Source organism: Thermostichus sp. OS-CIW-30, from assembly GCF_054060215.1.
In genome coordinates, this window is record NZ_JBSSCZ010000002.1 from 116,779 (window position 1) to 131,004 (window position 14,226).

13 protein-coding genes are annotated in these 14,226 nt (G+C 59.7%); 8 read left to right on the plus strand and 5 right to left on the minus strand.

Annotation, left to right across the window (positions count from 1 at the left end; translation table 11 throughout):
• Positions 1 to 234 precede the first annotated feature (234 nt).
• Positions 235 to 1,290, plus strand: a complete 1,056-nt coding sequence (psbA, locus tag ACVWZF_RS01515) for a photosystem II q(b) protein (RefSeq protein WP_011431883.1) — start codon at positions 235 to 237, stop codon at positions 1,288 to 1,290.
• 6 nt (positions 1,291 to 1,296) lie between these two features.
• On the opposite strand, the gene ACVWZF_RS01520 is transcribed toward psbA, so the two are convergent.
• The 3 genes from ACVWZF_RS01520 to ACVWZF_RS01530 form a co-directional block, all read right to left on the minus strand.
• Positions 1,297 to 3,147: an aspartate kinase gene (locus ACVWZF_RS01520; protein ID WP_457410646.1), complete on the minus strand. Its 1,851-nt coding sequence runs from the start codon at positions 3,145 to 3,147 to the stop codon at positions 1,297 to 1,299.
• Positions 3,148 to 3,191: 44 nt separating this feature from the next.
• The gene (locus tag ACVWZF_RS01525) at positions 3,192 to 4,727 is read right to left on the minus strand and encodes a site-2 protease family protein (RefSeq protein WP_457410647.1); all 1,536 of its coding nucleotides are present in this window, start codon (positions 4,725 to 4,727) and stop codon (positions 3,192 to 3,194) included.
• Between the two features lie 278 nt (positions 4,728 to 5,005).
• Positions 5,006 to 5,248: a DUF751 family protein gene (locus tag ACVWZF_RS01530; protein ID WP_041436092.1), complete on the minus strand. Its 243-nt coding sequence runs from the start codon at positions 5,246 to 5,248 to the stop codon at positions 5,006 to 5,008.
• A 524-nt stretch (positions 5,249 to 5,772) separates the two neighbouring features.
• On the opposite strand from ACVWZF_RS01530, the gene ACVWZF_RS01535 reads away from it, so the two are divergent.
• Complete coding sequence (locus ACVWZF_RS01535) at positions 5,773 to 6,312, plus strand: ATP synthase subunit B family protein (protein WP_414380997.1); 540 nt, start codon at positions 5,773 to 5,775, stop codon at positions 6,310 to 6,312.
• A gap of 166 nt (positions 6,313 to 6,478) precedes the next feature.
• Positions 6,479 to 7,126, plus strand: a complete 648-nt coding sequence (locus ACVWZF_RS01540) for a flavin prenyltransferase UbiX (RefSeq protein WP_011431889.1) — start codon at positions 6,479 to 6,481, stop codon at positions 7,124 to 7,126.
• Between the two features lie 126 nt (positions 7,127 to 7,252).
• Here the strand turns inward: ACVWZF_RS01540 and ACVWZF_RS01545 are convergent, their stop codons facing one another.
• The gene (locus tag ACVWZF_RS01545) at positions 7,253 to 8,359 is read right to left on the minus strand and encodes an alpha/beta fold hydrolase (RefSeq protein ID WP_457410649.1); all 1,107 of its coding nucleotides are present in this window, start codon (positions 8,357 to 8,359) and stop codon (positions 7,253 to 7,255) included.
• Between the two features lie 99 nt (positions 8,360 to 8,458).
• Between ACVWZF_RS01545 and ACVWZF_RS01550 the strand changes: the two genes are divergently transcribed.
• Genes ACVWZF_RS01550 through cbiE form a run of 3 tightly spaced genes read left to right on the plus strand, consistent with a single transcriptional unit; the run spans position 8,459 to position 11,185 of the window.
• On the plus strand, positions 8,459 to 9,112 hold the full coding sequence (locus ACVWZF_RS01550) for a cobalt-precorrin-8X methylmutase (protein WP_369791760.1): 654 nt from the start codon (positions 8,459 to 8,461) through the stop codon (positions 9,110 to 9,112).
• 33 nt (positions 9,113 to 9,145) lie between these two features.
• Positions 9,146 to 9,925, plus strand: coding sequence for a hypothetical protein (locus ACVWZF_RS01555; RefSeq protein WP_457410650.1), 780 nt, complete (start codon positions 9,146 to 9,148; stop codon positions 9,923 to 9,925).
• Positions 9,926 to 11,185, plus strand: coding sequence for a precorrin-6y C5,15-methyltransferase (decarboxylating) subunit CbiE (cbiE, locus tag ACVWZF_RS01560; protein ID WP_457410651.1), 1,260 nt, complete (start codon positions 9,926 to 9,928; stop codon positions 11,183 to 11,185). It abuts the gene before it with no gap.
• Positions 11,186 to 11,231: 46 nt separating this feature from the next.
• On the opposite strand, the gene ACVWZF_RS01565 is transcribed toward cbiE, so the two are convergent.
• Positions 11,232 to 11,834 (minus strand): LabA-like NYN domain-containing protein, encoded by a 603-nt coding sequence (locus tag ACVWZF_RS01565; RefSeq protein WP_414332504.1) that lies wholly within the window; start codon positions 11,832 to 11,834, stop codon positions 11,232 to 11,234.
• 304 nt (positions 11,835 to 12,138) lie between these two features.
• Here ACVWZF_RS01565 and sfsA point away from each other — a divergent pair, with 304 nt between their 5' ends.
• Together sfsA and ACVWZF_RS01575 are read left to right on the plus strand one after the other, a co-directional pair.
• Complete coding sequence (sfsA, locus tag ACVWZF_RS01570; RefSeq protein WP_457410652.1) at positions 12,139 to 12,858, plus strand: DNA/RNA nuclease SfsA; 720 nt, start codon at positions 12,139 to 12,141, stop codon at positions 12,856 to 12,858.
• Positions 12,859 to 12,956: 98 nt separating this feature from the next.
• Positions 12,957 to 14,216 (plus strand): GTP cyclohydrolase II, encoded by a 1,260-nt coding sequence (locus ACVWZF_RS01575; RefSeq protein ID WP_457410653.1) that lies wholly within the window; start codon positions 12,957 to 12,959, stop codon positions 14,214 to 14,216.
• Positions 14,217 to 14,226 lie beyond the last annotated feature (10 nt).

Sequence of the window (14,226 nt, forward strand, 5' to 3'; positions counted from 1 at the left end):
TCGCTGGGAAGCTCTCAAAGACCTCCAAATTGCAACATATCGGTGCTGATTTGTATCGACAAATCCATTTTTTTCACATTCCCGTTGCGGAAGTTAGGGATCCCTGTCGGCGTCCCTAAAACTGTCTAGCCTGAAAGAAGGAGACGCTTTTGGCGGTCGGCGCGGGAAGAGTTTTGCCCCGTTCAAGGAAGCCGACAAAGCAAAGAATGGTTTTGTCTCTTTAGGAGTTGGCCTATGAGTACGGTAATTCGCCGCTCCTTGGCTGCGCGGCAGCTCTGGAGTTGGAATGGCTTTTGTCAATGGATAACCAGCACCGAAAACCGGCTGTACATCGGCTGGTTTGGCGTGTTGATGATCCCGACGCTGTTGGCGGCTGCCTTTTGTTTTGTAATCGCTTTTATTGCTGCTCCGCCGGTGGATGTGGATGGGATCCGCGAGCCGGTGATCGGCTCTTTGATAGGGGGGAATAATCTCATCTCGGCGGCGGTGGTGCCCACCTCAGCGGCCATTGGCCTGCACTTCTACCCCATTTGGGAAGCCGCTTCTTTGGATGAATGGCTCTACAACGGCGGCCCCTACCAACTGATCGTGCTCCATTTTTTGATTGGGGTGTGGTGCTATCTGGGCCGGCAATGGGAGCTGAGCTATCGCTTGGGCATGCGTCCCTGGATTGCGGTGGCGTTTTCCGCTCCGGCGGCGGCGGCTACGGCAGTGCTCTTGGTTTACCCCATCGGCCAGGGCAGTTTCTCGGAGGGCTTGCCCCTGGGGATCGCCGGCACCTTCTACTTCATGCTGGCTTTCCAGGCGGAGCACAATATCCTCATGCACCCTGCTAGCTGGCTGGGGGTGGCCGGCGTCTTTGGCGGCGCTCTGCTGGCCTCCCTGCACGGCTCCCTGGTGATCTCCAGCCTAATCCGCGAGACCTCGGAAGAAGAGTCACAAAATGCCGGCTACCGCTTCGGGCAGGAGGAAGTCACCTACAACTTCCTGGCCGGGCACTACGCGTTCTTGGGGCGGCTGGGGTTCCCCGGCCTGGGCCTGAGAAACAGCCGTTCCGTCCACTTCTGGATGGCGGCCCTGCCCACAGTGGGGATTTGGGCGGCGGCAATAGGTATCGGCATAATGGCCTTTAACTTGAACGGCTTGAACTTCAACCAGTCCATCCTGGACAGCCAGGGCCGCTTCATCCCCACCTACGCCGATCTCCTCAACCGCGCCAATCTGGGGATCCAGGTGATGCACGCCCCCAACGCCCATCATTTTCCCTTGCTGCTGGCGGCTCAACCCTAAGGCAGGCTAGGGGCAGTCCAGCCGGAAAGCGCGGTGAATAGCTTGCAAGGCCGGGATCCCTCGATCCCGGCGCACTACACAGCTCACCTTGATCTCCGAGGTGGCGATCATCTCGATGTTGATTCCGGCTTCGGCTAGGGCTGCAAACAGGCGAGCAGCCACGCCAGGGTAGGTTTCCATCTCGGCGCCGACAATGCTGACCTTGGCAATGTCGTGATCCGCGTCAACTCCTGCCGCCTGGAGCTCTTCGGCCACCTGCCGGCAGACTGCCTCAGCAGCCATCGCTTGATCCTGAGGCACGGTAAAGGCAATGTCGGTACTGGGGATCCCGTTGTGGTAGCCCCGCTGGCTTTGGATGATGGTGTCCACGATGATCCCAGCAGCCGCCAAGCGCCCAAACAAATGGGCGGCAGTTCCCGGACGATCCGGCACTTTGCGAAGGCCCAGCCGCGATTGCTTCAAATCCAAGGCAACACCGCGTACCGGGTGGCTGTCTTGAGGAGCAGCCGGCATCTTTGCCCGATGCAAGTGGGGGATCACCTGGAACGACTCTCCCAGAGCCAAGGCGGCATCCCCGGCCCGCTCCGCAGCCACCACACAGCTCACCTTGATCTCGGACATGGAGATCATCTGCAAATTGATCCCGGCCTCGGCCAGCACCTGGAACATTTGCGCCGCGATCCCAGGTCGGCCCATCATCCCCACCCCGGCAATGCTGACTTTGGCCACCGCCTCATCCACAATCACCGCTGCACACTGCAGCTCTTGGCCAATCCGCCGGGCAACGGCTGCAGCCTCGGCCACCTGCGACCGACTGACCGTAAAGGCAATGTCATTGGTGGGCTGGGGCATGGATCCCTGCGGCAAGGAGTCCGTCCCGCTGGCGCAAGAGGCTGTGAACTGGAGGGACTGCAAAATCAAATCCACATTCACCCCTGCTGCCGCGATCCCCTGAAAGAGCTGGGCGGCAATGCCAGGGCGATCCGGCACCCCCACCAACACCAACTTGGCCTGATCCCGATCCAGCTCCACCGTATCCACCGCCAGGCCCAGCTCGATACTGCTGTCGGCAGCACGAGGACGGGGGGGAGGAGAAAGAATGAGAGTGCCCTCGCATCCCGCCTGCAACGGCTCCAAGCTGGAGCGCACCCGCAGCTTCACACCGTAGTTGCGGGCAATTTCCACCGAGCGGGGATGCAGCACCTGGGCCCCCAAGCTGGCCAGCTCCAACATTTCATCACTGGTGATCTCCGGCAACAGCCTGGCCTCAGGCACCTTACGCGGATCCGTGGTGAAGATCCCCGGCACATCGGTGTAGATCTCACACAGCTCTGCTCCCAAAGCCACTGCCAAGGCCACTGCCGTGGTGTCGGATCCCCCCCGACCTAGGGTGGTGATCTCCAGCTCCGCCAGGCTGGTAATCCCCTGGAACCCGGCCACCACCACCACCTCTTCCCGCTCCAGGTGCTGCCACAGGCGGTCGGTGTGGATGTGCAAAATGCGGGCCCGGCTGTGATCCCGAGTGGTGACAATGCCCACCTGGGCTGCCGTCATGGAAAGGGCAGGACACCCCAAGCGTTGCAGCGCCAAAGCCACCAGGGCAATGCTCACCTGCTCACCGGTGGAAAGGAGCATATCCCATTCCCGCAACTGGGCCGGTGTGGTCGGGGATCCCTGCAAGATCTGCTCCCCCAAGCCCACAAGGCGATCGGTTTCATCCCCCATCGCCGAGACCACCACCACCACCCGATGCCCTGCCTTCACCGTGTGGGCCACCCGTTGAGCCACGGCCTGGATACGCTCCACAGAGCCGACAGAGGTACCGCCGTACTTTTGAACAATTAAGCTGCGTTGCATGAGAGGAGAATGAGGTCAGGGGCGGTTTGGATCCTACCCCGGATCTAGGCCAAGCCCAGTCCATTTTGCAAAAACGGCGGTACCGGCAGCAGGATCAGCACCAGCAGCGTTAGCATCCCCAGCCCCAGCAGATCTCGGGCCTCGTCCAGTTCCGTCACATCGTTGAGGGCCGGCTCGTCGGCACTGGAAATCACAAACAGCAGCAGCGCCCAGAGCAACAACCAGGGCTGCACCGTCAAGGCCAGCAGCAGCACCAACCAGCGGGCTACCCGGCCTACATTCGCTCCCATCTGCTGTCCATACACCGCGTGGACAATGTGCCCCCCATCCAGTTGGCCCACCGGCATGAGGTTAAAGGCAATCACCACCAAGCCCAGCCAGCCGGCAAAGGCCAGCGGGTGCAGCTCGATCACCTGCCCCGGCTGCAACTGATCCCCCAGCACCATGCGGGCCAGAATTGCCAGCAGCACCGATAGGCGCGGGTCAATGCGATGAAAACTAATCGGGGTCGGCTGCCCCTCCGGCACCGCGGGAGGATCTGCAGGCGCTGAAAACACCAGCCCCAGCAACAACATGCCCAAAGCAACAAGGCTCCCTGCCAGCGGCCCAGCGGCGGCGATATCAAACAACACCTTGCGGTTGGGCACCGGCTCTTTCAACTGGATAAACGCCCCAAAAGTCCCTAGGACAAAAGGCACCGGGATGAAATAGGGCAGCGAGGTTTTGATGTGGTGGCGGCGGGCCACCCAGTAACGAGTCCACTCATGGGATCCCAAAATGGCAAGGATCCCGACCGCATAGGGCAACCCTTTCATCAGAGAGGGCAAATGCAGCAGCCGGTCAGGGCTAACCCCAGCCGCGTGGGCCCCAGCACTGAGGGTCGTCCAGAAGGTGAATAGCAACAGCCCCAAAGCCAGCAGCGGCAACTCTCGACTGTCCGCCGGGGAGCGCCGCGCCGCCGGGTTGGGCACCAAGGCAAAAAAGGGCTTACCGGCAAACCCCTCCTGCAGCACCACCAAAAAGCGTTTGCCGAAAGTGGTTTCCACGTTTTGCTGCACCCGCTCATAGGCTTCACTGGGATCCGCCCGCAAGTTGCCCCGGCAGATGATCGCCTGGGGGCGGTACTCCACATTTTGCAAATAAAAGACGTTCCAGGGGAAGCAATGGCTCAGCTTCTCCCGCGGCACTTCGGAGATGGGGGTGTGGGCAAGAGCCAGCGAGACCGGATCTGCGGCGCCGTCTTCCTCCTCTTCCTCTGGCTCAGGTTCCCCAGCCGGCGAGGGATCCGCTTCTGGAGAGGAGTTTTCCACCTCTGGCCGAGGGCCTCCGGTTGAGGGTCGAATACCCCCTCGTCTCACCAAGGTCATGCTGGTAAAGTAGGAGGTGAGAAACAGCAGCAACATCAGCAAGGGAGGCAATTCGTACTGAAACACCTGACGCCCCAGCACCCAAACCAAAGGGGGCAGCATCATCACCAGCCACAGGATCCGCCACGGCACCTTTGAGAGGCGGGCCACACTTTTTTGCAGCAGCAGGTAGGTTGCAGAACCCACCAGCGCCAACAGGATCCAATCTGCCATGAGTTCAAAAAACGGAGGAGAACACCTCTACCAAGCTAGCGGCAAATCCAATCCCCTCGCTACAGCTTGCAGCCGGGATCCCTGAAGAGCCAATTGAGGCTTGGCCTGCCCATAGACCGCCACCATTCCGGGGCAAACTTTTCATTCGCGCGAGCGGTGCGGAGCACTTTACTTCTTGTCAGCAGTGGGGCGAAAAAGAGGGATCCCCTTGAGGCGTGCTTATGCTGCCGGCGTCCACTGCACAGCTTCGCCCATGGGCCCCAACCTCAACCCAGTATCTATTCTGGCCAAAAGGTATTCCCTGTCATGCCTCGCAGGGTGAAATAAACAAATAGAAGCAACAAAAGGGATCCCAGCGTCACCATAGCCGCCGCTGTTGGACTTTTGCGATACAGGCCGACAAAAGGCTGGAGGCCAGCCCAGATCCCCCCCAGCAAAACGGTAATAAAGTAAGTGGGATAACGGGAGACATTCTCCACAAACTGGTCTTCCAGTCTTCTGGGGGGCTGCGGTTGTGGCATAAGAGGCTGGGGCTCCAACTCCTTTTTTCTCAGTGTGCCATAGGTAGCTGTCAACCATCTGGAGGCTGGCCATCTTCAGGGAACTGGCGGCAACTCAAAAAGTGTAGTCATCTCAAACTAGATTGAGACACTCCCCAAACGCTCCGCGCCGCTGCCGCGACCCCCCAGCTCATCTCTCTGGGAGAGGGGGGTTGGAGAGCAAGGCAACGGAAATGTTTTATTCCTATTCAAAATGACTATAAATCTCCTCCATTGGCGCTCTTTTGGCAGCCGAGCAACCTCGGCTCCCCAGCCGCTGTGGCACCAACCGACCGGTAAGCAGCCTCTCTGCCGCTTGGCTCACAGCCTCCGCGAGGGAGAAAGTCCATCGTCCCCTCATATCAAAAAGAACATCTACTTCACGAAGAGTGGTTGGAGCGAAGGGGAGACTGCGCAGATTCAGGAAACCGAGAACCTGATATGGTAGGCGTTATCCTGCCTGATCTGCTCTTTTGCTCAGTGCAGCCTCCCCTCTTCATAGACTGATGCGAGAATTGCCCTCTGATCCTTCCAATCGTGCCGGCGTACCCTTTGGGGATCAGACCCTGGCTCTGATGCGCGTCCAGGAGGCCCTGGATCAATTGGAGGCAGCCATTCTCAGTAGCCCTCGCCTGTTTTGGTCTCGCACCCTTATTGAAGAGGAAAAGATTCTGGAGCAGTTAGACTTTATCCGCCTGAACCTGCCGACAGCCCTGGAGGAAGCGGAGGAACTGCTGCGCCAGCGGGATCGGATCTTGGCAGAGGCCAATCGCTACGCCCAAGAAATTGTGGCCGCGGCCCAACGTAGGGCTGAGCAGCTCCTCAACGAATCGGCGATTCTGCGACAGGCCCAAGCTCAGGCGGAGCAGTTATTGCAACAAGCCTATCAACATAGTGAGGAGGTGCGGCGACAGACACTGCAGGAATCGGAGCGCCTGCAGCGGGAGGCCCACCGTTACGTGGATCAGGTGTTGCAAGACTTGGAGTTGCGGTTGGTGGAGTCCTTACGGGTGATCCGCAACGGGCGGCAAAATCTGCAGACCTAACAGAGAAGAGTCAGACTGGGGCTTGAGCGCTGCCTTCAACCTGTGCCAGGAGCATTTTTATCCCGCGTTGTGCAAGTCTTTTGGAGCGGTGGGTTAGGGATCTCCTGAGCAGGCGAGGGACGGCTCCCCTCGCTAGACTTGAGCAGAAGACGTTCCCCAGCGGCCCTTGACATCCTCTCTGCCCATCATCCTTGGCGTATCAGGCGCTTCAGGGATGCTCTATGCTGTGCGCGCTCTGCATGTTCTGCTCAGCCTGGACTACCGCGTCGAAGTGGTGGCCTCCAAAGCGGCCTATCAGGTGTGGCAGGGAGAACAAGGGGTGCTGCTGCCGACAGACCCCCGCAAGCAGGCCCACTTTTGGCGACAGCAAGCCGAGAGCAGCGGTGGATCCCTAGTTTGTCATCGCTGGCAGGATGTGGGGGCAACCATTGCCAGTGGCTCCTATCGCACGCAGGGGATGTTGGTGATCCCGTGCAGCATGGGTACAGTTGCCAAGTTGGCTGCCGGCTTGAGCTCGGATCTGCTGGAGCGGGCTGCTGATGTGCAGCTCAAGGAGGGACGACGCTTGGTGGTGGTGCCGCGGGAAACCCCCTTTAGCCTGATCCACCTGCGCAACTTGACCACTCTGGCAGAAGCGGGGGCGCGCATTGTTCCGGCCATTCCAGCTTGGTACCACCAGCCGCGTACCATCCTAGATTTGGTGGATTTTGTGGTGGTGAAGGCGTTGGATCAGTTCGGTATTGATGGCGATCTCATTCGCCGCTGGCAGGGGATGCGCCAGCATCAGATCCTCAAGCTGCCCCCTGATCTCTGAGCGGGATCCCTTTTCCCGGCGGCAGGCTGGGATTTGGCTTGGGGGTGTTCCAAGCTGGGGGGGGCCCTGTGCCGATAGCCCTCACTTGTGGCACCTTGCCGGGAATAGCTCAGATCACTTGCTGAGCTAGCCGACTCGGGGATCCCGCTGAAGGGGGGTGGGCAAGTCAGGGCAGGTCTCCAGACTGGCCGCCCATTCCCCGATGAGGGTGTTGACCCAGTGAGGCAGCTCGTCGTGGGCGCAGTGGCCTACTCCCGGCAGCTTCACCAAGGTGAGGGCAGGTTGCCAGCGCTTAAATTGGTCTGCCAAAAAACTGGGCACTGCCGGATCTTCTCGGCCCCAAAGTAGCAAGATAGGCATTTTTAGGGTGGGCAGCAGGCGTTTGGGGCTGTCGAAGCGGCGGCAGAGAATGGCCCTCAGACCGTCCAAAAACACGTGGGCTGCCCCCGGCTCAAAGGCCGGTCTCTGGAAGATCTGCACCAGCTCGTCATCCACCTGCTCATCCCGCTTGTAGACATTCTTGATCCAAGCTCGTAGCACCTCGGTTTGTCGCAGCCAGTTGAAGAGGTGGGGATAAGTGAGGGGGCACCCCAGCAACGACAGAATCCCTTCGCAGAGGGCTCGCACCAGAGCATCCCAGGGAGGGGGTAATTCTTCGGGGTGAGGCCCATCGGCACAACTGATCAAGCACAAGCCTTTCACCATTTGGGGATAGCGGGCGGCGGCAATGACTCCCACCAAGCCCCCGATGGAATGGCCCACCAGGATGCTGGGCTGCTGAATGTGAGTTTGCCAAAACTCGTGTACCTGCTCCACCCACAGATCAACGCTGTAGGCAATCTCCGGCTTGGCACTCTTGCCAAATCCCAGCAGGTCGAGGGCATAGACGGAGCGCTGGGATCCCAGAGGGAGAATGTTGTGGCGCCAATGACCCACTGACGCTCCAAATCCATGGATTAAAAGGGCCGGAGCTGCCGTCAAGTTGACGACACCGGCAGGGGTTTGGGCACGACTGGGGGTGTAGGTGAAATGGATGGGCCAGCCCCGCCAATGCCAGGTTTGGGAGTAGCCGTAGCGAGGCAAAGCCGACAAGGGATCCCTGTCGCTACCCGTTGGGGAAGAGGAGGGCGCATCAACAGAGGAGAAACCGGGATTGCCGACGGAATTGGCGCTGACCCGAGCAGAAGGGGAAGGATGGGAGTTGAGTCTGTGCAAGGGAGGAGTGGGTGACAACAATAGGCTCATCTCCAATTTAGGCTAGACCAATCTTAGTGGTTTTCTCGGCTCGCCCAAAGCTACTTTGCTACCGGTTCTTCTTTAGGACATGCCAGCATGACTGTGCCCCTGACTCCAGACCCAATGAATGAAGCCTTCCAGGTAGACCCAATCACTGCTGCCAGCTTCCGCCAGATCGATCAAGAGATTGGCCCCCACCCCTGGCAAGGGATCCCTTATGAGGTGGTGCGCCGCGCCATTCATGCCACTGCCGACTTTGAGCTACGGGATCGCTTTTTCTTCGGCCCCAACGCCGTCGAACAAGCCCTGGCAGCCCTGCGGCAAAAGCGGCCTGTCGTTGTCGATGTCAGGATGGTGGCAGCTGGGATCCAGTCAGGTCTGAAAGCCCAAGGGATCCCCCTCTACTGTGCTTTGGACTGGGTGGAGGAGCCCCGTTGGCCCGGTCAAACCCGCGCCGCCAATGGGATGGTGAACTTGGCACGCCGCTATCCAGAAGCCCTGTTTGTCGTTGGCAATGCCCCCACCGCGTTGCTGGCTTTGGTGGAGGAGATTCGGGCACAGCGGGTCAAGCCGGCTTTGGTGATCGGAGTGCCGGTGGGATTTGTGGCGGTGGAAGAGGCCAAGCAGGCGTTGGCGCAAACGGATGTTCCCCAGATTCGGGTGGAGGGCCGCAAAGGCGGATCCCCAGTTGCTGCTGCCATTGTCAATGCCCTTCTCTTGGCAGCTCAACGGGATCCCATCCCCAACTGACTAGAATTGAAGGGATATCTTCAGACCTTTCCCATGACCCCAGAACAAGAGGAGTGGCTGATTCGCAACCTTCAGCAACAACAAGAACAAATCCAAGAAATGCGGGCCGAGCAGCAGCGGTCGGCTGAGCGCTTTGAGGCTCAGATGGTTGAGATGCGGCAGGGCTTTGCAGCCCAAATCTCCGAGATCCGGGCTGAGCAGCAGCGGTCTGCCGAGCGCTTTGAGGCCCAGATGGCCGAAATGCGAGCCGAGCAGCAGCGGTCGGCTGAGCGCTTTGAGGCTCAGATGGTTGAGATGCGGCAGGCCTTTGCAGCCCAAATCTCCGAGATCCGGGCTGAACAGCAACGATCTGCCGAGCGCTTTGAGGCTCAGATGGTTGAGATGCGGCAGGGCTTTGCAGCCCAAATCTCCGAGATCCGGGCTGAACAGCAACGATCTGCCGAGCGCTTTGAGGCCCAGATGGCCGAAATGCGGGCCGAGCGGCAGGCTATGGAAGCCCAACTCCAGACCGAAATCCAGGAGATCAGGGCGTTGATCCAACAGAACCAGGAGCGGATTCGACAGAACGAAGAGCGGGGAGACGAGCTGGAGGTGGCCATACAGGAGTGCCGCCGAGATATGCAGGCTGGGTTTGCCGAACTGAGGGAAGCGCAAGCCATGATGATGGAGCAATTTCGGGAGCGCGATGGCCGCCTGATCGAGGCTCAACTCAGCTTTATTCGGGAGATGCGGGAAATGCAACGGGAAGTGGCGGAGCTGCGACTGGATTTTCTCAATCACATGCGCCAATACCACCCACCTGTCGAACGTTAAATGGCTACGGCAGCACCTGGGCGGTCACCTCAGCTTGCGGTCGTAGGGGTAGCGGGGGATGGCTCTGTGGCTTCCTGGGGGATCCCCCCCCTTTCCCAAGCCAGGGTTTTGGCAGGAGCCCCTCATCTGCTCCGGCACTTTACCGATCATCCGGCCCGCAAGATCCCGCTCACCGGGCCAGTGGAAAGTTGGATCCCACTTTTGCAGCAGGAGATGGCTCAGGGATCCCTAGTTTTGTTGGCCAGCGGGGATCCGCTTTTTTTCGGGATCGGGCGGCTGTTGACGGAGTATTTCCCAGCGGAGCGGTTGGCCTTCTATCCGCAGGTGAGCTCGGTGCAGCTGGCCCTGAACCGCCTGCAGATCCCCTGGCAGGAGGCGACCATCCTCAGCCTGCACGGGCGGGGAGTGGAGCGGTTGGAAGCCGTTCTCAAGCAGGGATCCCCTGTGATCGTGGTGCTCACCGATCCGGAGCATACACCGACCGTCTTGGCCCAGTTCATTGCCGACCTGCGGCTGCCGGTGCGTTACCAAGCCTGGGTCTGTAGTCAACTGGGATCCCCTCAAGAACAGGTCGTGCCCCTCCAAGAAGGGGAAGACGCCGTTTTCCCCAGCCCCAACGTGGTGGTGCTGCGACGGGTAGAACCGGAGCCAGATCCCCATCGCTGGCCTTTGGTCGGGATCCCGGACGACCAGTTCTACACCTTTCCCGACCAGCCCGGCTTGATCACCAAGCAGCCCATCCGCCTGCTCACCTTAGGATCCCTGCAGCTCCCCCAAGAGGGCGTGGTGTGGGATATCGGTGCCGGCACCGGCTCGGTGGCCATCGAAATAGCCCGTCTTTCCCCCCAACTTCAGGTGTACGCCGTTGAGCGGAATGCCGCCGGCATCTGCCTGATTCGGCGCAACCGGCAACGCTTTGGCCCAGAGAACCTGCAGGTGATCCCGGGGGCAGCCCCCCAAGTGTTGGCCAACTTGCCCGACCCAGATCGGGTGGTGCTGGGCGGCGGCGGCAAAGGGATCCGCGACCTGCTGCCGGTGGTGGAAGCCCGCCTGCGGCCTGGAGGGATCTTAGTGGCCAACTTCGCTACCCTAGAAACCTGCAGTGAAGCCCTGCAATGGCTGCGTTCTCGGGGCTGGCAAGTTCGAGTAGATCACGTTCAGATCTCCCGCTCTGCCGTCCTGGCCGAGGGCACCCGCTTTGCCCCCCTGAACCCGGTTTACCTGCTGCAAGGGATCCCTTCAAATTGGAAAGCCCAGTAAGCCCCCCGTTGCTCTGCTTTCCCTTCTCCCTGTGGGGGAGGGAAAGTCATCCCTCGTCCTCCTCATCGGCGGTGAACCCCGGTCGGTACAGGTAGGCGGAGGAGGGACGGTTGGTCTTCTTGATTTGGTCTTTGATGGATTCCAGGTCGATGTAGCGATCCGCCAAGTTGATCAGTTGATCGCTGGTCATGGAACGCAAGCTGACCACCTCCACTCGTGCCCCTTGGTAGCTGACGGCATTGACCGCGTAGGCCAAGTCCCCATCACCGCTCACCAGCACAGCCGTCTCATACCAGCGCACCAGCGACAGCATATCCACGGCAATTTCCACATCCAGGTTGGCTCTCTTGGATCCATCGGGCAACTGGGTTAGCTCTTTGGTAACCACGCGGTAGCCATTGCGGCGCATCCAGAGCAAAAACCCCTGCTGCTTTTCGTTGTTGCGATCGACGCCGGTGTAGAAAAAAGAGCGCAAAAGGGGCGACCGACCACTCAGCGTCTTCAGCAGACGGGTGTAGTCGATCTCAATGCCCAGTTGCAGAGCGGCATAGAACAGATTGGATCCGTCGATGAATATGGCCACACGCCCACGGTTGTCCTGCAAGGGATCCGCAGGCTGAAAGCCGGGATCAGGATCAAGACGCAGCATTCGGGTTTTCTTCTCCAAGTTTTGACAAAAGGGCAGAAAAAAGAGGTGTTAAATGGGTTTAATCGCCAATACAGCTCTTTCCGGCAGCACTGACTACAGCTAATGCAGACGCCTCTCTTGTGCGATAGGGATCTTACTGCTTCCCAGAGTGATCTGCAGAATTCCCATGAAGTCGGAAAAAGCCGTAAAAGGCTGCCCCAAGCCTTGGGACACATGATTCACCCTAGCGCAGGAGAGACGATCCACCGAGAAGATTTCCAAAATCCTAAAGAAAAAATACCTACGATAAGGAGAGGCTTTGCGGATGGAGTGCAGGGATGGGCCGGTGCCTTACCGCTTTTCGAGCCCCTTGCACAGAGGGGTGCTGCGCAGCCGCTACAAGCGGTTTTTGGCCGATGTGGAGCTGGAAAACGGGCAACAGATCATCGCCCATTGCCCCAACACAGGGCCGATGAGTGGGGTCTGTCAGGTGGGGGCACCTGTGTACCTCTCCCATCACCCAGAGCCGAAACGGAAACTGGCCTACACCTGGGAGATGATCCAGGTGGATGGAGTATGGGTGGGGATCAACACCAGCTTGCCCAATCGCCTGGTGGAATGGGGGCTGGAGCGAGGGTGGTTTCCCCAGTTGGCAGGATTTTCCCGCCGGCAACGGGAGGTGACCTGCGGCAAGAGCAAAATCGACTTTCTGCTGACAGGAGACGCTGGCTCGGCCTATCTGGAGGTGAAGAACACCACCTGGGCTGTGGGATCCCGTGCGCTGTTTCCCGATACGGTGACCACTCGCGGCCAAAAACACCTGGAAGATTTGATCGCGGTGCGCCAACAGGGGCAGCGGGCTCTGCTGCTGTACTGGATCAATCGCGCCGATTGCACCGAGTTTGCCCCCGGCGAAGAACGGGATCCCCGCTATGCCCGTCTGTTTCGTGAGGCCCTGCAAGCCGGAGTGGAGATGTTGCCCTATCGGGTCGAGGTTTCGCCGACAGGGATCCGCCCCTTGGGTTCGGCCAAAATCGTTGTCTAAGCACCCCAAAAGAAGGGGCAAGCTCTCTGGAAACGGCTGGGGATCGCCTATAATTCTGTTTTCTCCAGATTCTTCCATTTTCCAGGCATTTGAGGACCATGAGCGAACCTTCCTCCCGTCCTCATCACATTGTCCTGACTTCCCATCCCTCCCCTTATGGGACGCAAGCCCAGCCGATTCGCTGGGGATCCTTGGATCCACTGCAGCGGGGGCCGGTGGTGGGTAGCCTGACCAATCTTGCCCATCGCAATGTCATCGGCACCCATGCGGGAGCCTACGCTGTCTATCGGGCATTGGCTGTGGCCAGTGGCTCTTTGCAGGCGGATCACCGCGCCGATTTAACCAATACTGCCCCGGTGGTGTCGATTGGCCCTCACCCAAGCTGGGGAGATCCAGACCGGATTGTGTCCTTGGATCCCTGGGGAGCAGTTGTGGGGGAAGTCTTTGCCCCCCTCTATGCCCAGGGCTACGATATTCGCCCTACTATTGCCATTACTCAGGCCCACATCCACATGCCAGAACTGCAGGAGGCGGTCAACAAAGGGCGGTTACGGGTGGATGGCCGGATCCTCAAAGACAATGGCAGCCTGGTGGTCACCAAAGCCGCAATCGAGCCGGTCTGGTACCTGCCGGGGATCGCCAAACGATTGCAGGTGAGCGAAAGCCTGCTGCGCCGCACCCTCTTCGAGCAGACGGGAGGCATGTTTCCAGAATTGGTGACTCGCCCAGACCTATCGGTGTTTTTGCCGCCCATCGGTGGCCAGACGGTGTACATCATCGGGCAAGTGGCCGCCATCACCGACCCGGCTTTGCCCCTGGCGGTGCGGGTTCACGACGAATGCAATGGTTCCGATGTGTTTGGCTCGGATATTTGCACCTGCCGCCCCTACCTGGTGCATGGCATTGAAGAATGCGTTAAGACGGCCCAAGCCGGTGGAGCTGGGGTGATCGTGTACCTGCGCAAAGAAGGCCGCGCCTTGGGAGAGGTGACCAAGTTTTTGGTCTACAACGCCCGCAAGCGCCAGGAAGGAGGGGATCGGGCCGATGCCTACTTCGCCCGTACCGAGTGTGTGGCAGGGGTGCAAGACATCCGCTTCCAGGAGTTGATGCCGGATGTGCTCCATTGGCTGGGCATAACCCGAATCGATCGCCTGATTTCTATGAGCGACCTTAAGTATCGAGCCATCACCGACTCCGGCATTGAGGTCGTGCAGCGGGTGCCCATCCCAGAAGAGCTGATCCCGGCGGATGCCCGTGTGGAGATCGAGGCCAAAAAAGCTGCCGGCTACTACACTGAGGGTGAGGTACTGGATGCGGAGCGGCTGGCCCAAATCCGAGGAAGGGCCTTGGTGGAGTGAGCGGGATCCC